General features: G+C 68.1%; 17 protein-coding genes. 6 read left to right on the forward strand and 11 right to left on the reverse strand.

The genetic code is table 11. The annotated features are described in order from the left end of the window. Window positions 1-27: 27 nt before the first annotated feature. The 5 genes from ASE44_RS05875 to ASE44_RS05895 form a co-directional block, all read right to left on the reverse strand. Window positions 28-942: a carbohydrate ABC transporter permease gene (locus ASE44_RS05875; protein WP_056007049.1), complete on the reverse strand. Its 915-nt coding sequence runs from the start codon at window positions 940-942 to the stop codon at window positions 28-30. Next, entirely contained in the window at window positions 939-1,943 is a 1,005-nt protein-coding gene (locus tag ASE44_RS05880) for a carbohydrate ABC transporter permease (protein WP_056007053.1), read from the reverse strand. Before ASE44_RS05880 ends, ASE44_RS05875 begins: the two co-directional genes overlap by 4 nt. After that, a complete protein-coding gene (gene ngcE, locus ASE44_RS05885; protein WP_056007057.1) occupies window positions 1,940-3,346 on the reverse strand; it encodes an N-acetylglucosamine/diacetylchitobiose ABC transporter substrate-binding protein in 1,407 nt (468 codons plus the stop codon). Before ngcE ends, ASE44_RS05880 begins: the two co-directional genes overlap by 4 nt. A 95-nt stretch (window positions 3,347-3,441) precedes the next feature. Continuing rightward, a complete protein-coding gene (locus tag ASE44_RS05890; RefSeq protein WP_056778177.1) occupies window positions 3,442-4,221 on the reverse strand; it encodes a sugar isomerase domain-containing protein in 780 nt (259 codons plus the stop codon). A 10-nt stretch (window positions 4,222-4,231) separates the two neighbouring features. After that, window positions 4,232-5,179 (reverse strand): MurR/RpiR family transcriptional regulator, encoded by a 948-nt coding sequence (locus ASE44_RS05895; RefSeq protein WP_056007063.1) that lies wholly within the window; start codon window positions 5,177-5,179, stop codon window positions 4,232-4,234. A gap of 93 nt (window positions 5,180-5,272) precedes the next feature. Here ASE44_RS05895 and ASE44_RS05900 point away from each other — a divergent pair, with 93 nt between their 5' ends. From ASE44_RS05900 to ASE44_RS05910, 3 genes are all read left to right on the forward strand, one after another. Beyond that, window positions 5,273-6,298, forward strand: a complete 1,026-nt coding sequence (locus ASE44_RS05900) for an N-acetylglucosamine kinase (RefSeq protein WP_162240058.1) — start codon at window positions 5,273-5,275, stop codon at window positions 6,296-6,298. After that, entirely contained in the window at window positions 6,295-7,296 is a 1,002-nt protein-coding gene (locus tag ASE44_RS05905) for a Gfo/Idh/MocA family protein (RefSeq protein ID WP_056778182.1), read from the forward strand. Before ASE44_RS05900 ends, ASE44_RS05905 begins: the two co-directional genes overlap by 4 nt. Before the next feature lie 121 nt (window positions 7,297-7,417). Beyond that, window positions 7,418-8,740 (forward strand): alpha-L-fucosidase, encoded by a 1,323-nt coding sequence (locus ASE44_RS05910; RefSeq protein WP_056780902.1) that lies wholly within the window; start codon window positions 7,418-7,420, stop codon window positions 8,738-8,740. A gap of 88 nt (window positions 8,741-8,828) precedes the next feature. On the opposite strand, the gene ilvC is transcribed toward ASE44_RS05910, so the two are convergent. From ilvC to otsA, 6 genes are read right to left on the reverse strand one after another with little or no spacing between them, the layout of a single operon-like run. After that, window positions 8,829-9,857 carry a ketol-acid reductoisomerase gene (gene ilvC, locus ASE44_RS05915; RefSeq protein WP_056778185.1) on the reverse strand — a complete coding sequence of 343 codons (1,029 nt, stop codon included), beginning with the start codon at window positions 9,855-9,857 and terminating at the stop codon, window positions 8,829-8,831. Window positions 9,858-9,905: 48 nt separating this feature from the next. Then, on the reverse strand, window positions 9,906-10,415 hold the full coding sequence (gene ilvN, locus ASE44_RS05920; protein ID WP_056007074.1) for an acetolactate synthase small subunit: 510 nt from the start codon (window positions 10,413-10,415) through the stop codon (window positions 9,906-9,908). 2 nt (window positions 10,416-10,417) lie between these two features. Then, window positions 10,418-12,223, reverse strand: a complete 1,806-nt coding sequence (locus tag ASE44_RS05925) for an acetolactate synthase large subunit (protein WP_056007077.1) — start codon at window positions 12,221-12,223, stop codon at window positions 10,418-10,420. 42 nt (window positions 12,224-12,265) lie between these two features. Continuing rightward, window positions 12,266-13,960, reverse strand: coding sequence for a dihydroxy-acid dehydratase (gene ilvD, locus ASE44_RS05930; RefSeq protein WP_056007079.1), 1,695 nt, complete (start codon window positions 13,958-13,960; stop codon window positions 12,266-12,268). A gap of 1 nt (window position 13,961) precedes the next feature. Next, window positions 13,962-14,783, reverse strand: a complete 822-nt coding sequence (gene otsB, locus ASE44_RS05935; protein ID WP_056007081.1) for a trehalose-phosphatase — start codon at window positions 14,781-14,783, stop codon at window positions 13,962-13,964. Then, complete coding sequence (gene otsA, locus ASE44_RS05940; protein WP_082456048.1) at window positions 14,780-16,258, reverse strand: alpha,alpha-trehalose-phosphate synthase (UDP-forming); 1,479 nt, start codon at window positions 16,256-16,258, stop codon at window positions 14,780-14,782. Before otsA ends, otsB begins: the two co-directional genes overlap by 4 nt. Window positions 16,259-16,420: 162 nt before the next feature. Here otsA and ASE44_RS05945 point away from each other — a divergent pair, with 162 nt between their 5' ends. The 3 genes from ASE44_RS05945 to ASE44_RS05955 all read left to right on the forward strand — a co-directional run bounded on the left by ASE44_RS05945 (window position 16,421) and on the right by ASE44_RS05955 (window position 18,163). Next, window positions 16,421-17,254: a sugar phosphate isomerase/epimerase gene (locus tag ASE44_RS05945; RefSeq protein ID WP_200921022.1), complete on the forward strand. Its 834-nt coding sequence runs from the start codon at window positions 16,421-16,423 to the stop codon at window positions 17,252-17,254. A 4-nt stretch (window positions 17,255-17,258) separates the two neighbouring features. Then, window positions 17,259-17,447, forward strand: coding sequence for a hypothetical protein (locus ASE44_RS05950; protein WP_056778188.1), 189 nt, complete (start codon window positions 17,259-17,261; stop codon window positions 17,445-17,447). A gap of 182 nt (window positions 17,448-17,629) precedes the next feature. Then, on the forward strand, window positions 17,630-18,163 hold the full coding sequence (locus ASE44_RS05955; protein WP_157579809.1) for a hypothetical protein: 534 nt from the start codon (window positions 17,630-17,632) through the stop codon (window positions 18,161-18,163). Window positions 18,164-18,512: the final 349 nt, after the last annotated feature.

An 18,512-nucleotide genomic window follows, 5' to 3' on the forward strand; every position in this document is an offset into this window, starting at 1 on the left:
CGGTGGCATGACGCGCACGCCGATGCGCTACTTGTCCGTGCCCTGCGAAACCGAACCCTGCAGCTGACGCTGGAAGATCAGATACACGATGAGCACGGGGACGACGGTGATGACGGACGCCGCGAAGAGCGCACCGAAGTCCACCGAATACCCGGCCTGAGCCGCGAACGACGCCATGCCCTGCGTGAGGACGTAGTTCTGCGGGTTCGAGTTGAGCGCCACCGGCAGGAGGAACTGGTTCCACAGGCCCACGAAGTTGAGGATCGCGACGGTCGCGAGCCCTGGCCGCGCCATCGGGAGCATCACCTGGAAGAACGTCCGCCACTCCCCTGCTCCGTCGATCGCGGCCGCCTCGGCGATGGAGACCGGCAGTGACTTGAAGAAGGAGAAGAGGAAGAACACGGTGAACGGGAAGGCGAACGCCGCGTACGTGAGGATGAGTCCCGGGAGCGAGTTGAGCAACCCGAGGCTCTGCAGCACGAAGAACAACGGCACGATCGCGAGGAACACCGGGAAGGTGAGACCGGCGAGCATCAGATAGTAGATCGCTCGGCTCCCGAAGAAACGGAACCGCGCCAGCACGTACGCGCACATCGAACCGAACAGCATGGTCACGATGAGGGCGCCGAAGACCACCACGATCGAGTTCAGGAAGAAGCTCCCGATGCCGGCCGTCGTCCACGCGTTCACGTAGTTGTCGAAGTTCCAGTTCGACGGCAGGGAGAACGGCGAGGCGAAGATCTCCGAGCTGGTCTTGAACGACGACATGACCGTCCAGAGCAGCGGGACGACGACCACGATGGACCAGATGATCAGCACCGTGTGGGATGCCGTCCCGACGACGCGGTCGCCCGTGGTCGGTTTGCGGCTGGCCGGTGTGCGCGTACCGGGTTTCCCGACGACCGCCGGGTTCGCGGTCGTCGCCGTGGTCTGGACGGTCATTCCGCCACCCCTTCATCGTTGCCGCCGGTGAGCCGGCTGACCAGGAAGACGACGCCGGCGAACATCAGGGTGACGAGCGCGAGCACGACCCCCATGGCGCAGGCGTAGCCGAACTGGCCTTTGGTGAACGCCGTCGTGAACAGCTGCTGCGACATCACGAGCGTGGTGTTCGACGGGCCGCCGCCCGGGTTCAACGCGGCCATGTACACGAACGCGTCGAGGGCGAGGATGCCCATGTAGATGTACGCCGTCTGGATGTTGTCCCGGATCAACGGGATGGTGATCGTGAGCGCGGTCCGCAGGCGACCCGCGCCGTCGATCCGTGCCGCCTCGTACACCTCGGCCGGCACACCCTTGATCGCCGCGATGAAGAGCACCGTGTAGAACCCGATGAGTCCCCAGACGATGACGAACATGGTGGCGATCATCGCCGTGTCCGGCGAACCGAGCCAGGCGAACGAGGCGAACTGGTCGAGACCGATGCCGGTCAGGAAGCCGTTCAACAGCCCGGACGACGGGTCGTAGATCTGCTTCCAGATGAGGCCGATGACGATCGCCGGCACGACGTACGGGAAGAACGTGATCACGCGGTACACGCTGGAGTTGCGGAGGCCGCGGATCGGTCCGTTGCTCGGTCCGCCGATCGTGATGAGGGAGGCGAAGAGGAACGCGATCCCGAGGGTCACGAGCGGCAGGACGATCGCGAGCGCGACGCTGTTGCCCATGGACTGGAGGAAGGTCTGGTCCTGGAAGAGCTTCGTGTAGTTCGAGAACCCGACGAAGTCCATGCCCGGGGAGAACCCGGACCAGTTCGTCAACGAGTAGTACGCCGCTTGCGCGAACGGTGAGACCACGAAGACGACGTACCCCACCACCGGCACGATCAGGAAGACCAGGAAGAACGAGACCCGGTCGAACGTGAAGTCCCGGCGGCGCAGCCGCCGGGCGGCGGGAGGGGTGGCCCCTCCCACCTTCCCGATCGGCGTGCCGACGGCCGTCATTTGACGGTGACCTTGTCCACGGAGTCGTCGTTGCGGACCTTGTCGGAGATGTCCTGCATGCCCTTGGTGAGCGTGGCGACGTCGGAACCACCCTGGAGGAACGTGTTCCAGAGGACGAGGAGGTCCGTGTTGAGCCCGTAGAGGTCGATGAAGCTCCAGGAGAACACATCGGTGCCGGCGTCGTTCAGCATCTTCACCTGGGACACGAGCGCCGTCGAACCGAAGCCGTCCTCGGGGATCGTGTCCTTCACGATGGTCGACGAGAAGGTCGTCTTCGCGAAGTTGACCGCAGCGTCGTTGGAGAGCATGGACCGCAGGAACTCCTTGCCACCGCCGACGTTCTTGCCCTGCGACGGGACGATGAACCCTTCACCGGCCGTGCTGTGCAGCGCCGAGTACGGCAGAGCGGAGTCGGCGGAGACCGTCGGCTCGGGCGCGCCGGTCATCTTGAAGCCGTCCTTCGTCTGGGTCTTCATCTCGTTCTCGATCCAACCGCCCGAGGGGTAGAGGATGAAGTCCTCCGAGTTGCTCCACTGCGCCTGCGCCGCGGTGAACTGCGTTCCGGCGCCACCGGGCTTGACGTACCCGGCGTCGATGATCGCCTTCAGGCCCTTGAGCACGTCCTGGACGGCCGGCTTCGACCAGCAGTCCGCCTCGAGGTTCTCGAGCGCCAGACGGACCTCGTCGCCGCCCTCCTTGATCGCCGAGGCGATCGCCATCGTCAGGTAGTAGGTGGCCGCCTCGGTGCCCCAGCCGAACAGGTACTTGCCCTGCTCCTTGGCCTTCGCGCCGAGGTCGAGCGCCTCCGCCCACGTCTTCGGGGGCGTCCAGCCGTTCGCCTCGAAGAGCGCCGCCGAGTACCAGACCGCGTACACCGTCAACACGTAGTTCAACTGCACGAACTTGCCGTCGAAGGTGCCCGGCTCGACGACACCCGGGTAGAGGGTGTCCTTGATGACCTTGCCCTCGTAGTTCTTCGCCTCGATGACGTCCGTTAGGTCGGCGAGCTGCTCGCGGATGGTGTTGATGCCGATGAGGCCGGCACCGCTGTTGTCGATGACGTCCGGCGGGTTGCCTGCGACGAACCGCGGCTGGAGGGTCTGGGCGATGTTCGTCGCCGCGGTGACCTTGACGGTCGAGCCCTTCTGCTGCTTCTCGACGAGCTTGCCGGCGAACTCGGTGTACTCGATGCCGTACCCGCCCTTGAAGATGACGGCGTCGACCGTCGAGTTGGCTGCCATGCCGAACGGGTTGTCGGCCGTGACCGGTCCGCCGGTGGTGGTCGCCCCGCCTCCACCGCCGACACAGGACGCGAGCGTCCCGCCGAGCGGGAGGAGGATCGCGGTCGCGAGTGCCCCTCGGAGGAAATCGCGGCGTTGGAGCGTTGCTGGCTGCTTGTCCATCGGTCTACCTTCCAGTGATTCGTGTCGTGCCCGGGTGTGGTGCTGTCGGGGTGGTGCGGTCGGGTGTGTGGAGCGGGTGTCGGGGCGCCTCAGGCTCAGGCGTCACGTCGGATCCGGCCTCGGTAACGGTCCTCGAGCACACCGTTGTGCTCGTCGCCGCCCGGGATGTTGGCCGAGATGTAGAGCGGTGGGGTCTCGCCGGTCGCCGCGATCCTGGCCGCGACGCCGATGGTGAGGAGTTGCGCGAGGTACGCGGCCGTGATCGAGGAGACGGCGCCGACCGGGACGCCGTCCTGGACCTCGATGGTCGCGTCCCCGAAGGGGGCGCGGTTGTCGAGGACGACGTCGGCGACCTCGGAGAGCCGCAGTCCGCTCGGGTGCTTGGGCTCGACGCGCGAGGTGTGCTCGAGCGAGGTGACCGCGATGACGGGGTGGCCGTGCTCCTTCGCGAGCAGGGCGAGCCCCACGATCGACCCGTTGACGCCGGAGTTCGAGGCGATGATGAACACGTCGCCCGGCCCCACGGGGGAGATCGCGAACAGTTCCGCCGCGACGTCGCCGCTGCGTTCCAGTGCGGCACCACCAAGGTCGTCGACGGACCGGTCGCCGCGCAGGACGACGTCGCGCAGGGCGATCTTGTTCGTCGGGATCAGCCCGCCCGCACGGCCGGCGATCTCCATCGCGAAGGCCTCGGAGTGGCCGGTACCGAACGCCTGGATGACCGCGCCCTGGTCGAGCGCCGTGATCAGGAGGTCGATCGCGGGGTCGAGCTCGCCGGACCGCGCCGCCCGGGTGATGTCGGCGATACGGGAGGTGACCTCCTCGGTGTACTGGTCGAGGTGATCCGTCCAGCTCGTGGTGGATGCGGTGCTCATGCGGTTCCTCTCAGACGCCAACGGGCGACGGGGTCTCGGAGAGGGCTCCGGCCCTCGTCGGTCGGCGGTGGGGGGCGACCGCGAGCGCGGAGGCCGCGAGGCGCTTGGTCGTGCGTTCGAAGTTCTGCTGGGCGACGAACAGGTAGAGCAGGTCGAGGACGAACAGCTGGCCGTGCTTGGCGGAGAGGTCGTCCGGCTGGAGGAACCGTTCGTGGGCCGAGGTGATGATGGCCAGGGCCGACTCGGCCACGAGCGGGGAATCCGGGTTGTTGCTGATCGCCACGGTGAGCGCGCCGGCGCGGCCGGCCTGGCGGAGCATCTGGATGGTCTCCTCGGTGCGTCCGGTGTTGCTGATACCGAGGGCGACCGTGTCGGGTCCCTGGATCGCCGCGCTCGTGAGGCCCGCGTGCACCTCCGACCAGGCGTGCGTGCTGATGCCGATCCGGTAGAGCCTCGCCTGCATCTCGTCGGCGAGCATCGCACTCCCGCCGACACCGTAGATGTCGACGTTCCGGCTCCTCGCGATCGCACCGGCGATCTCGAGCATGACGTCGAGGTCGATCACCTCGGCGGTCTCGCGCAGCGTCCGCGTGTGGGCGTTGAGCAGGGTGCTCAGGACGTCGGGCGCCGAGTCGTCGGGACCGAACGCCCGACCGATGTCGGTGCGCCAGGAGTCGCGGGCCGTGCTGCGACCGAAGTCCTTCGCGAGGTCGACCCGGAACGGCGCGTATCCCGTGTACCCGATGATGCGGCAGAAGCGGGTGATGGTCGCCGCGGAGACGCCGGTTTCGGCGGCGAGTTCACCGATCGTGAGGGTGAGGGGGGCGTCGGGGTTCTCCAGGAGATAGTCCGCGATCCGCAGCATGACCCCGGACATCTCCGGCATCCGCGACCGAATCCGGTTGGTCACGCCGGTGGCGTGCTCGACCGGTGGGTCGGTGCGGACGGAAACAGTCATGGAAATTCCTTTTCTCCTTCGTTGGAGGGACGCGAAACTGATTCTTACAGTACGTTGTGGCCCACGGCAACATGTTTCGAGATGATGACGATGATGAAAACAACACTGGCGGTCGATGCCGGCGGCACCTCGTCCCGCGCGGCGCTCGTCGACGCCTCGGCCCGGCGCCTCGGCTCCGGGCGGGCGGGCGGCGGGAATCCGACCTCGTCGGGCGTCGACGCCGCTGCCGCGCAGATCGCCCTCGCGGTCCGTGCCGCGCTCGACCAGGCCGGGAGCACGCTGTCCGGCCCGGCCGTCGAGACCGGGTCGCCCGTGGTGATCACGCAGGCGGGACTGGTGTCCGACGCCTACCGGCGGGCCCTCGACGCGCACCTCGGCCCGCTCGGACTCGGACCGGTCGTGATCGAACCGGATCTCCTGGGCATGTACGGATCCGGCTCGGCGTCTCCCGACGGCATCGTCCTCGTCGCGGGCACCGGGAGCGTCGCCGGACGGATCAGGGACCGCCGGGTCGTCCGCGAGGTCGGTGGCGCCGGGTGGCTCCTCGGCGACGGCGGCTCCGGGTTCTGGATCGCCCGTCGGGTGATCCGCGCGGTCGCCGCCGACCTGGACGACATCGGACCGAGGACCGCGCTCACCCCGTTGCTCTGCCGGATGATCGGCATCACACCGGAGACGACGACCTCCGACCACGCGCACCGTCGCCGATCGTCGGCGCTCGACGCGCTCATCCGGTCCGTGAACGACGGTCCGCCCATCGCCATCGCACGCCTCGCGCCGCTCGCCTTCCTGGCCACTGACGACGAGGTCGCGGTGGCGATCCTCGACGCCGCCGTGGACCGGTTGACGCTGCTCGTGGAGCGCGTCGCGGATCCGGGCTCGGACGACCACGACGCCGCGCTCGTCGTCGGTGGGAGCGTCCTCGTGGACGGCCTCCTCCCGGCCGTCGGTTCTGCGAGGGACCGCCTGTCGGCCGCGGCCGCGGGAGCCCGACTCGTCCCGGTCGCCGACGGCCTCGTCGGCGCCGCGGCCCTCGGCCTCAGAATGCTGGGCGAGGACGTCGACGACGCGACGCTCGGTCGGCTGCGCGACGACCTGGCGGCGGGGGCGACCCGATGACGCCGGGGCACATCGCCGTCATCGGCACCGGCGCCATGGGGCAGGCGCACGTCCGCGCCCTCGCCGGACTCGGCGCAGCCGACCGGATCGCCTACCTATGCTCGGCGCGCTCTCCGAGGCCCATGCCCGAAGCACCGGGCGCGCGGCTGACGACCTCCGTCGACGAGGTGCTCCACGACGCCTCGGTCGACATCGTCGTCGTCTGCACGCCGACCGACACCCACCGGGACCTCGCGGTCCGCGCGCTCCGAGCCGGCAAGCACGTGCTGCTGGAGAAACCCATCGCCCTCGAACTCGCCGACGCCCACGCGATCCTCCGTGCCGCCGAGGAGGCTGGACGCATCCTCATGGTCGCGCACGTCGTCAGGTTCTTCGGCGGGTACGAGGCGATCGACGACGCCGTGCGCGCCGGCGCCGTCGGCACGCCCCTCGCGGTCACGGCCGAACGATTGAGCGCCCCCGCTCCCCCGTCCCCGTGGTGGCAGGACGAGCGACGCTCCGGCGGCCCGTTGGTGGACTTCGCGATCCACGACTTCGACCAGCTGAACCGGCTCCTCGGCACGCCGCGTGCCGTCTCGAGCCGCCGGACCGGCTCAGGCCGACCGATCGAGACGACCGTCGAGTACGCCGACGGCGGCATCGGGCGCGTCCTGACGTCGATGGACCTCCCGCCCGCCTTCGGGTTCAGCTCGGCCATCGAAGTAATCGGCAGCACAGGCCTCCTCGCGCACCGCTTCGTCGGCGCGTCCCCGACGCATCGCGCCCCGCTCTCGATCGAAGCGCTCGGGTCCGCGACGCCGAGTCGGCCGTACGAGCTCGACGAGACCGACCCCTATCAGCGACAGATGGCCTCGTTCCTCGACTGCGTCGAGCGAGACGTCGAACCGGTGCGGGTGACCGGGCCGAGCGCGATCGCGGCGCTCTCCGTCGCTCTCGCGGCGAAAACCTCATTGCACACCGGGACACCGGCGCAGCTCGCTGAGCCCACCGACGACTGAACCGCCGGCAGGACGCTGACGGTGTGTGCCGCCGTTTGCCGCCCGATGCGGCCAGACATCCGACCTTTCGTGTTAGCCTGCCCGCATCGCCGTGAACCCGCTCGACGATCGAAAGGCCGCCGTGACCGAGACCAACACCACCAGACCCGACACCGCCTGGTTCGACGAGGCGAGATTCGGACTCTTCCTGCACTGGGGCCTCTACGCGCTCCCCGCCCGGCACGAATGGGTGCAGACGCGGGAACACCTGTCCGCCGCGCACTACGAGCGCTACCGCGAGCACTTCGACCCCGACCGGTTCGACCCGCGCGCCTGGGCCAGGCAGGCGAAGGCGGCCGGCTTCCGATACGCCGTCCTCACGACGAAGCACCACGACGGCTTCTGCCTCTGGGACTCGGCACTCACCGACTTCACCTCGATGCACACGCCCGCCGGCCGTGACCTCGTGGCCGAATTTGTGGAGGCCTTCCGCGCCGAGGGGCTCCGCATCGGCTTCTACCACTCGCTGATCGACTGGCATCACCCCGACTTCACCGTCGACGGGATCCACCCGCTTCGCAACGACCCCGAAGCGCTCGCCGCCAACGCCGACCGCGACTGGGGCCGCTACCGCGACTACCTCCATGGTCAGGTGCGCGAACTCCTCACCGGGTACGGCACGGTCGACTACCTGTTCTTCGACTTCAGTTACTCGCAGGGCATCGAGGGACTGCCGGGCAAGGGTGCGGCGGACTGGGGATCCGAGGAACTCGTCTCGATGATCCGCGAGCTGCAGCCGTACATCCTCATCAACGACCGACTGGAGCTCCCGGGTGATGTCACCACTCCGGAGCAGTACCAACCCGTCGAGACACCGGTCGACGCGGACGGTGGACCGCTCCGCTGGGAGGCCTGCCAGACGTTGAACGGGAGCTGGGGGTACGACCGGGACAACCTCGACTACAAGTCACCGGAACTCCTCCTGCGGATGCTCGTCGACTCCGTCTCGAAGAACGGCAACATGCTCCTGAACATCGGACCGACGGCCCGCGGGACGATCGATCCTCGGGCCGTCGAACGCCTGGAGGTGCTGGCCGACTGGTTCGCGCTGCACGAACGCGCGATCCGCGGGTGCGGTCCGTCCGAGTTCGCGAGCCCGTCCGACGTCCGGTACACCCAGCGCGGTGACCGCCTCTATGTGCACGTCTTCGCCTGGCCGTTCGTGCATCTGCACCTCCCGGGACTCGGCGGCAGGGTGCGCTACGCGCAACTCCTGTCGGACGGCTCCGAGGTCCCCTTCCAGGTGCATCGACCGGAGCACGACCTGCCGAACCAGCACACCCAGCCGAAGGGGCTCGGTCCGGACACGGTGACGCTGCATCTCCCGATCGGCGAACCCGCCACCCCGATCCCCGTCATCGAGATCTTCCTCGAGCCGGGCACGACCGGTGTGGCAACGGCCTGAGGCCTCCCGCAGACGACGAAACGCCCGCCCCGACGGATCGGGGCGGGCGTTCTGACTCGGTGCCGCTGAGCGACAGGACGAGCGGAGACTAGCGAGCGACGCTGCCGTCGACGTAGTCGTCGTCGTTCGAGGCGTTCCACGCGAAGAGCTTCCGCAGCTCGCGACCGGTGGCCTCGATCGGGTGGTCCTCACCCTTCTTACGCAGCTCGAGGAACTCGGGCGCGCCGGCGTCCTGGTCCTCGATGAAACGCTTCGCGAAGGTGCCGTCCTGGATGTCCTTGAGGACCGCCTGCATGTTGGTCTTGACACTCGGGTCGATGACCCGCGGGCCGGAGACGTAGTCGCCGTACTCGGCCGTGTCGGAGACGCTCCAGCGCTGCTTGGCGATGCCGCCCTCCCAGATGAGGTCGACGATGAGCTTCAGCTCGTGGAGCACCTCGAAGTACGCGATCTGCGGCTGGTAGCCGGCCTCGGTCAGGGTCTCGAAGCCGTACTGGATCAGCTGCGAGACACCGCCGCAGAGGACGGCCTGCTCGCCGAACAGGTCGGTCTCGGTCTCCTCGGTGAAGGTGGTCTTGATGCCGCCGGCACGCAGGCCGCCGATCGCCTTGGCGTAGGACCAGGCGAGCGCCCAGGCGCTGCCGGTCTCGTCCTTCTCGACGGCGACGATGACGGGGACGCCACGGCCGGCCTCGTACTCGCGACGCACGGTGTGACCCGGGCCCTTCGGGGCGACCATGAAGATGTCGACGCCCTCGGGCGCCTCGATGTATCCGAAGCGGATGTTGAAGCCGTGACCGAAGACGAGGGCCTTACCCGGTGCGAGCTGGTCCTTGATCGACTCGGCGAAGATCGTGCGCTGGAACTGGTCCGGCGCGAGGATCACGATGACATCGGCCCATGCGGAGGCGTCGGCCACGTTCTTGACGGTGAAGCCCTGCTCCTCAGCCTTGGCGGCCGACTTGGAGCCGTTCTTCAGGCCGACGACGACCTCGACACCGGAGTCGCGGAGGTTGAGCGCGTGTGCGTGCCCCTGCGAGCCGTAGCCGATCACGGCAACCTTCTTGCCCTGGATGAGCGACAGGTCTGCGTCCTGGTCGTAGAAAATCTCAGTCACTGGTGGTTCTCTCCTTGGTTGTGGTTTCGCACGATGTCGCCGAGGCGACTAGTTCTTGAAGACGCGTTCGGTGATGGACTTGGACCCGCGCCCGATGGCGAGGAGGCCCGACTGGGCGATCTCCTTGATGCCGTAGGGCTCGAGCACCTTGAGGAAGGCCGTCGTCTTCCCCGAGTCACCCGTGACCTCGATGACGAGCGCATCCGTGGCCACGTCGACGACGCGGGCGCGGAACAGGTTGACGGCCTCGAGCACCTGGGAACGGGTGGAGTTGTCGACGCGGACCTTGATCAGCAGGTGCTCGCGCTGGACGGACTGCGCCGGATCGAGTTCCACGATCTTGATGACGTTGATGAGCTTGTTGAGCTGCTTCGTCACCTGTTCGAGCGGGAGCTCCTCGACGTCGACGACGACCGTGATCCTGGACAGACCCTCGATCTCGCTGTGACCGACGGCGAGGCTCTCGATGTTGAAGCCCCGGCGGGCGAACAGCCCGGCGACGCGGGTCAGCAGACCGGGCTTGTCCTCGACGAGGAGGCTCAGGACGTGGCTGCTCATGCTCAGGCCTCCTCATCGAACGACGGACTGTGGTCCTTGGCGTACTGGACGTAGCTGTTGCTGACGCCCTGCGGCACCATCGGCCACACCATCGCGTCGGCACTCACGACGAAGTCGATGACGACCGGGCGATCGTTGGTCTCGAGCGCGAGCTTGATGGCCGCATCGACCTCCTCCTCCTTCGTCACACGGATCGCGAGGCAGCCGTAGGCCTCCGCGAGCTTGACGAAGTCGGGGATGCGGATGGTGTCGTGGCCGGTGTTGAGGTCGGTGTTGGAGTACCGGCCGTCGTAGAAGAGCGTCTGCCACTGGCGGACCATGCCGAGCGAGGAGTTGTTGATGATCGCGACCTTGATCGGGATGTTGTTGATCGTGCAGGTCGCGAGTTCCTGGTTCGTCATCTGGAAGCAGCCGTCGCCATCGATCGCCCACACGTGGCGGTCGGGCTGAGCAACCTTGGCGCCCATGGCCGCCGGGACCGAGTACCCCATGGTTCCGGCGCCGCCGGAGTTGAGCCAGGAGTTCGGGCGCTCGTACTTGATGAACTGGGCGGCCCACATCTGGTGCTGCCCCACACCGGAGGCGAACACACCCTCCGGTCCGGTGAGCTCACCGATGCGGGAGATCACGTGCTGCGGGGCCAGCAGGCCGTCGGTGGGTGCGGCGTAGCCGAGCGGGAACTCCTCGCGGAGACCGTCGAGGTACGCCCACCACTCGGTGATGTCTGGCGTGACCTCGCGGGAGGCTGCTTCGAAGGCCGACTGCAGGTCGACGATGACGTCCTTCGCGTCGCCGACGATCGGGACGTCCGCGATACGGATCTTCGAGATCTCGGCGGGATCGACGTCGACGTGGACGACCTTCGCGTTCGGTGCGAACAGCGAGGCCTTCCCGGTCACGCGGTCGTCGAAGCGAGCGCCGAGGGACACGAGCAGATCGGACTCCTGCAGGGCGAGCACGGCGGGGACGGTGCCGTGCATGCCGGGCATGCCGAGGTGCTGGTGGTGGGAGTCCGGGAACGCTCCGCGGGCCATGAGGGTCGTGACGACCGGCGCGCCGACGGCTTCGGCCAGGGCGAGCAGTTCTTCCGAGGCCTTCGACCGGATGACACCGCCACCGACGTAGAGAACGGGCTTCTTCGCGTTCACCAGGAGCTGTGCTGCTGCCTGGATCTGCTTGCCGTGCGCCTTCGTCACCGGACGGTAGCCCGGAAGGTCGACCTTCGGCGGCCAGATGAACGGCGCCTCGGCCTGCTGGGCGTCCTTGGTGATGTCGACGAGCACCGGACCGGGACGGCCCGTCCCGGCGATCTCGTACGCCGCCGCGATGGCGGCAGGAACGTCCTCCGGCGTCTTCACGAGGAAGGAGTGCTTCGTGATCGGCATGGTGATGCCGACGATGTCCGCCTCCTGGAACGCGTCCGTGCCCATGAGCGTCGAGAACACCTGACCGGTGATCGCGACCATGGGCACCGAGTCCATGTAGGCGTCGGCGATGGCGGTGACGAGGTTCGTCGCGCCAGGACCGGACGTCGCGATGCAGACGCCGATCCCGCCACCGGCCGCGGCGTAGCCTTCGGCCGCGTGGCCGGCACCCTGCTCGTGCCGGACGAGGATGTGACGGAGTTTCGTCGAGTCCATCAGCGGGTCGTACGTCGGCAGGATCGCTCCGCCGGGCAGACCGAAGATGTCGGTGACCCCGAGCAGCTCGAGCGATCGGACGATCGCCTGTGCTCCGGTCAGGATCTCCGGGGCAGCCGCAGCCGCCGGTGTTCTGGGGTGAGGCACGGGTTGGGACTCCGTGGGCATGATGATTCCTTCAGCGATGAGATGCACGAACGAGATGCTCGGTTACCCCGTGATCGCGCCCTCCGCTGCGGAGTGCACGAGACGAGAGTACTTTGCGAGAACGCCACGGGTATAGCGCGGGGGAAGAGGCGCCCAGCCTTCGCGGCGGGCTTCCAGCTCTGCGTCGTCGACGAGTAGGTCGAGCGAGCGGCCAGCGATATCGACCCGTATCAGATCACCATCGCGCACGAAGGCGATTGGACCTGCGTCCACCGCTTCGGGTGCTATGTGGCCGATGCATAGTCCGGTTGTGCCGCCTGAGAATCGACCGTCCGTCAAGAGTAGTACATCTTTGCCGAGCCCGGCGCCCTTGATGGCTGCCGTGATCGCGAGCATCTCGCGCATTCCCGGCCCACCCTTCGGGCCCTCGTAGCGGATGATGACGACGTCGCCCTTGTTGATCTTGCCCTCGGTGAGCGCGTCCATGGCACCGCGTTCACGTTCGAAGACCCGCGCGGGCCCTTCGAAGACCTCGGCGTCGAAGCCGGCGGTCTTCACGACGGCTCCCTCGGGGGCGAACGAACCCTTGAGGATGGTGATGCCGCCGGTCGCGTGGATCGGGTTGTCGAGCGTCCGGATGACCGTGCCGTCGATCGGGTCAGGGTTGATGTCGGCGAGGTTCTCGGCGACCGTCTTGCCGGTGACCGTGAGGCAGTCGCCGTGCAGGAGTCCGGCGTCGAGCAGGGCCTTCATGACGACGGGGACGCCGCCGTGGCGGTCGACGTCGTTCATGACGTACTGGCCGAACGGCTTGAGGTCGCCGATGTGCGGGACCTTGTCGCCGATGCGGTTGAAATCGTCGAGCGTGAGGTCGACCTCGGCCTCGCGGGCGATCGCCAATAGGTGCAGGACGACGTTCGTGGAACCACCGAACGCCATCGCGACGGCGATCGCGTTCTCGAACGCCTCCTTGGTGAGGATGTCGCGGGCGGTGATGCCGAGGCGGAGCATGTTGACGACGGCCTCACCCGAGCGGTGCGCGAAGTAGTCGCGGCGGCGGTCGGCCGAGGGCGGCGAGGCCGAGCCGGGGAGGCTCATCCCGAGTGCTTCGGCGACCGAGGCCATGGTGTTGGCCGTGTACATGCCACCGCAGGCGCCCTCGCCCGGGGCGATGGCGCACTCGATGCGCTTGAGGTCCTCTTCGCTCATGTTCCCGGCCTTGCAGGCCCCGACCGCCTCGAAGGAGTCGATGATCGTGACTTCCTTCTCCGTACCGTCGCTCAGCTTGACCCACCCTGGAGCGATCGAGCCGGCGTACAGGAACACCGAGGAGAGGTCGAGACGCGCGGCCGCCATGAGCATGCCGGGCAGCGACTTGTCGCAGCCGGCGAGCAGGACGGTGCCGTCGAGGCGCTCGGCCATGACGACGGTCTCGACGCTGTCGGCGATGACCTCACGCGACACGAGCGAGAAGTGCATGCCCTCGTGCCCCATCGAGATGCCGTCGGAGACGGAGATCGTGCCGAACTGGAGCGGGTACCCGCCGCCGGAGTGGACGCCTTCCTTGGCGCCCTGGGCCAGGCGGTCGAGCGAGAGGTTGCAGGGCGTGATCTCGTTCCACGAGCTCGCGATGCCGATCTGCGGCTTGTCCCAGTCCTCGTCGCCCATGCCGACGGCGCGGAGCATGCCGCGCGAGGTGGTCGCCTCGATCCCGTCGGTGACGGCACGACTGCGTGGTTTGATGTCGATCTCTGGCATTTTAAGAGTCTACGGCTTCCTTGTTGCTTCGATATTCCGCGAGCATGCCGAGGACTCGCGCGATCTCCGAGGGTCCTTCGACCCGGAAATCCGCGGCGGTCACGCCGGTGCCGCTCTTCACCCCGAGGTCTCCCGGGCCGAGCGCTCCGAACGCGTCCTCATCCGTGACGTCGTCGCCCGCATAGAACACGGCGTCTGCTTTCGTATACCGCCGGAGGTGTTCGACGGCTTCGCCCTTGGTCGCGCTCCTGAGCGAGAACTCGAGGACGTTCTTGCCCTCGCGAACCGTCAGGGCGCCGAACTCGTCCTTGGTGTGGGCGAGTGCTTCGAGGTGGGCGATCCTGGAGTCTTCTTCACTGGCGAGCCTGGTGTGCAGGGCGAACCCTGCCGGCTTCCGCTCGATCCAGACATTATCGTAACCCCCGGCGACGTCCTGGAGGATCCGCTGCAGCGTCTCCCGCTGCTCGCGTTCCTCGTCGTCGAGGGCGAGCGCGTCGTCGGGGTTGTCGAGGCGGATCTCGACACCGTGCGAGCCGGCGAACAGCGCGTGGTCGGGCAGTTCCGCCACCGCCACGAGGCTGTCGATCGCGCGTCCGGACACGAGCGCGACCCGGGTGCCCGGCAGGTCCATGAGCGCGAGGACGGCTTTGCGTGCGGCAGGCAGGGCACGTGCCTGGTCTGGGTCGTCGACCTCGGGCGCCAGGGTGCCGTCGAAATCGAGGGCGACCAGGAGGCTCGGGACGTCGGCCAGGCGGCGCAACTCCGCGCGCAACCCGAGGGGAAGCCCCCCGAGGGTGTCGGTGGGCTCGTCGGTGGTGCTCATGACTGGGTGGTGCTCCCCTGCTCGGTGGTCGATGCCGTGTCGCGGACGCGGTGCAGCTCGTCGAGGAAGGATGCGGACCAGCGGGCGACGTCGTACTCCATCACGCGCTTGCGCAACGCACGCATCCTCCGGCCGCGTTCGGCCTTCGTCATGTGGACCGCCTGCAGGATCGCGGACTTGAGCCCCTCGATGTCGTGCGGGTTGATCTTCAACGCCTGCTTCAGCTCGTCGGAGGCTCCGGCGAACTCGCTCAGCACCAGGACGCCGTCGTTGTCGTAGCGGGCCGCGACGTACTCCTTGGCGACGAGGTTCATCCCGTCGCGCAGGGCCGTCACCAGCATGACGTCGGCGGCGAGGTAGAGGGCGGCCATCTCCTCGCGCGGGTACCCGTGATGGAGGTACTGGATCGCGGTGTGGCCGATCGTGCCGAAGTCGCCGTTGATCCGGCCCACCGTCTGCTCGATGTCGTCGCGCAGCTGGCGGTAGGTCTCGACCCGCTCACGGCTGGGGCTCGCGACCTGGACGAGCGTGACGTCCTCGACCGCGAGCTTGCCCTGCTCGAGGAGCTCACCGAAGGCCTTCAGGCGGTGGCCGATGCCCTTCGTGTAGTCGAGCCGGTCGACGCCGAGCATGATCGTCTCCGGGTTGCCCAGCTCCTCACGGATCTGCTTGGCCCTCGCGATGATCTCCGGGCGCTGGGCGAGCGCCTGGTAGCCCTGGCTGTCGATCGAGATCGGGAAGTGCCTCGCGATGACCGTGCGGTAGGGAGCGCCTCGCTTCGACGCGGCGGGCGCGGCGTCCGTCGTGACGGACACGAGCGCGGCGTCGAGCGGGACCTGGATCGCGGCACCCTTGGTCTCGTAGCCGAACAGACGACGGACCGCCCGGGAGAAGTTCCCGGCGTCCGCCACGCGCTGGAACCCGATGACGTCCGCGCCGAGCAGACCCTCGATGATCTGGCGGCGCCACGGCAGCTGGGAGTAGATCCCGTAGGCCGGGAACGGGATGTGGTTGAAGAACCCGATCGTGAGGTCGGGACGGAGCTCGCGGAGGATCTTCGGTACGAGCTGCAGCTGGTAGTCCTGCACCCACACGGTCGCGCCGTCGGAGGCGGCGGCCGCAGCGGCCTGGGCGAAACGACGATTGACCGCCACGTAGGAGTCCCACCACTCGCGGTGGTAGCTCGGCGGCGCGATGACGTCGTGGTAGAGCGGCCAGATGGTGTCGTTCGAGAAGCCCTCGTAGTAGCGGGCGATCTCCTCCTCCGACAGCGGCACCGGGATGATCCACATGTCGTCGTTGTCGAACGGCTCGATCTCGAGGTCGGCCGACCCGGCCCACCCGATCCAGGCACCGTCAGCGCCGCGCATGACGGGTTCGAGGGCGGTGACGAGTCCGCCGGGAGAGGTCCGCCAGCTCTCGGCACCGTCTGCATCGACGACACGGTCGACCGGCAGTCGGTTGGAGACCACGATGAAGTCGAAGGTCGACGCTGATCCGCCGTCAGGCGCGGAATATCTGGTGATGATGACCCTCCCGGGTTGCTCGGGTTCGCCCTTCAGGCTAGCAGCGTTCCGCACGGCGAAACCGCGTGTTCAGACGGCGAGCATATGCTTGCGCTGATGATCCGCCACGGCATGAGCACCTCCTGCGTCTACCCCTCCGGCACCAGGCGCGCCTTCGAACTCGCCGCGGAAGCCGGCTACGACGGCGTCGAGGTCATGGTGACCGAGGACCGGGTGACGCAGGACGCGGTCGCGCTCCGGTCGCTGGCCGACGAGACCGGGCTGGACATCCTCTCGATCCATGCTCCGGTGCTCACGAGGACGGCGTTCGTGTGGGGGCGGGACCACCGCGTGAAGCTCCGTCGCTCCGCCGAACTCGCCGACGCCGTGGGCGCCTCGACGGTCGTCGTCCACCCGCCGTTCCGCTGGCAGCGACGGTATGCGGCGGCGTTCGTCGACCTCGTGGCGGAGCTCAGCGAGCAGTACGGCCTGGAGATCGCGGTCGAGAACATGGCGTGCTTCCGGAGCCGCGGGCTCCGCGTGCAGCCGTTCGCATTCGGATACGACCCCGGCCCGCTCGCGTGTGCGGCGCTCACGCTCGACTTCTCGCACGCGGCCCTCGCCGGCGAGGACTCGTTGGAGATCGCCACCCGCTACGGCGACCGGCTCCGACACATCCACCTCTGCGACGGCACGTCCCCGTCACCCCGCGCCGCCTTCCTCGACGAACACCTCCTGCCTGGCGACGGCGACCAGCCGGTCGCCGCGGTGCTCGAGCGGCTCCGGGCGGCGCAGTGGTCGGGCAGCATCGTCGCCGAGGTGCACCTTCCGAGCGGTGGCGACGACGCCAGCCGCGTGGCGCAGCTCCGATCGTCGCTCGCCTTCGCCAAGCGAGCCCTCGCTAGCACAGGCCGGCTGCCGGACGAAAGCCCGGATGCGGGGGGCCTCCCCTACCGGCTAGCGTGAAGGCATGCGCAAATATCTTTTCAACGGCAGCATGATCTCCGCGGTCTTCGGCGGCATCTCGGCTCTCCAGGCCACGCGCCAGGGCCCCCGCGACTGGAAGCTCATCCTGCTGTGGCTGAGCTGGGGCATCTCGCTCGCCCTCGCGATCAGCACGGTCCTCGAAGAGAGCAAGCAGGCCGAGATCCGACGCTGATCCGGTGCTACCACGGAGTACCCGGAATGCCGTGAACCCCGGCGTCGTCCGCGTGTCTCCGCGGCGTTCCGTACTCGGTGACCGACAATGAAGGCAGTCCTTTCCAGGGACGATCCGCTTTCGATGAAGGGCCCGCCATGTTCGGTCGCCGACGCCACGCTGCACCTGTCTCCGCATCGAAGTTGACCGAGAAGCAGCTGTTCGACCTGGTGCACGCACGACTGGCCGGCGAGCTCGGCGCGAACGGCGCCTGGGTGCTGTCTCGGCGCACGCCGAGCTCCGGCGATGAGATCTTCCACGAGGTCTACGCGCAGCAGCTCGCGCACGAGATCGCCACCGACATCGACCTCGAACAGGCCGCGGTCACAGTCCGGGCCGAAGCCGCACCGGCACGCGGATGGCGCCTCTGGTCGCGTCCGCAGGAGCAGCTCGACGCCGTCGAGGTGGACGAAGTGGAGCTCGAGGTCGCCGCGGACACCACGTTGCCGGTCGAGCAGGCGGAGCCCGTGGAGACGCTCGTGCCGGCAGCTGGCACCGAGCAGGCCGAGCCCGAGCACTCCCCCGAAGCCGAGGAGGAGCCGGTCGCCGAACCGACCCTCGTGGAGCGGACGCTGCTGGAGCCTCAGCACTACCCGATCACCGTGTGGGCGGAACCCGAGTTCATCGACGCCAGCCTCGTCAACCCGGTTCCCGCGCGGCGGAGTTCCGTCGCCTGAACCGACGCATCGACACGTACGGCCGTCCACCTCGGTGGGCGGCCGTTTCGTCGTCGCAGGGCCTGAGCGGGCATGACGCCTCATCGAACCCGAATCGATGAGGCGCCACGGCGACGGCGGGCACTGATGCGCGCTGTCGCTGCGCCCCGAGCGGTGGGGTGACCACACGGAGGCCGTCGTCGGCAACGGCAGGACCCGATCCCGCCAGCTCGCCGACCCTTTCAGGGTCTCATGCCATGACGCCTCGGGACGCCGATGACGCGTATCCGACGCGGGCTGGCGCGAAACGTTGCAAAATCGGTTCAGCTCCCGCAGGGTGGGCGCAAAACGACGACGGCCCCATCCGAAG

This window comes from Plantibacter sp. Leaf1 (assembly GCF_001421315.1).
In the GTDB taxonomy this organism is placed as follows: Bacteria; Actinomycetota; Actinomycetes; order Actinomycetales; family Microbacteriaceae; genus Plantibacter.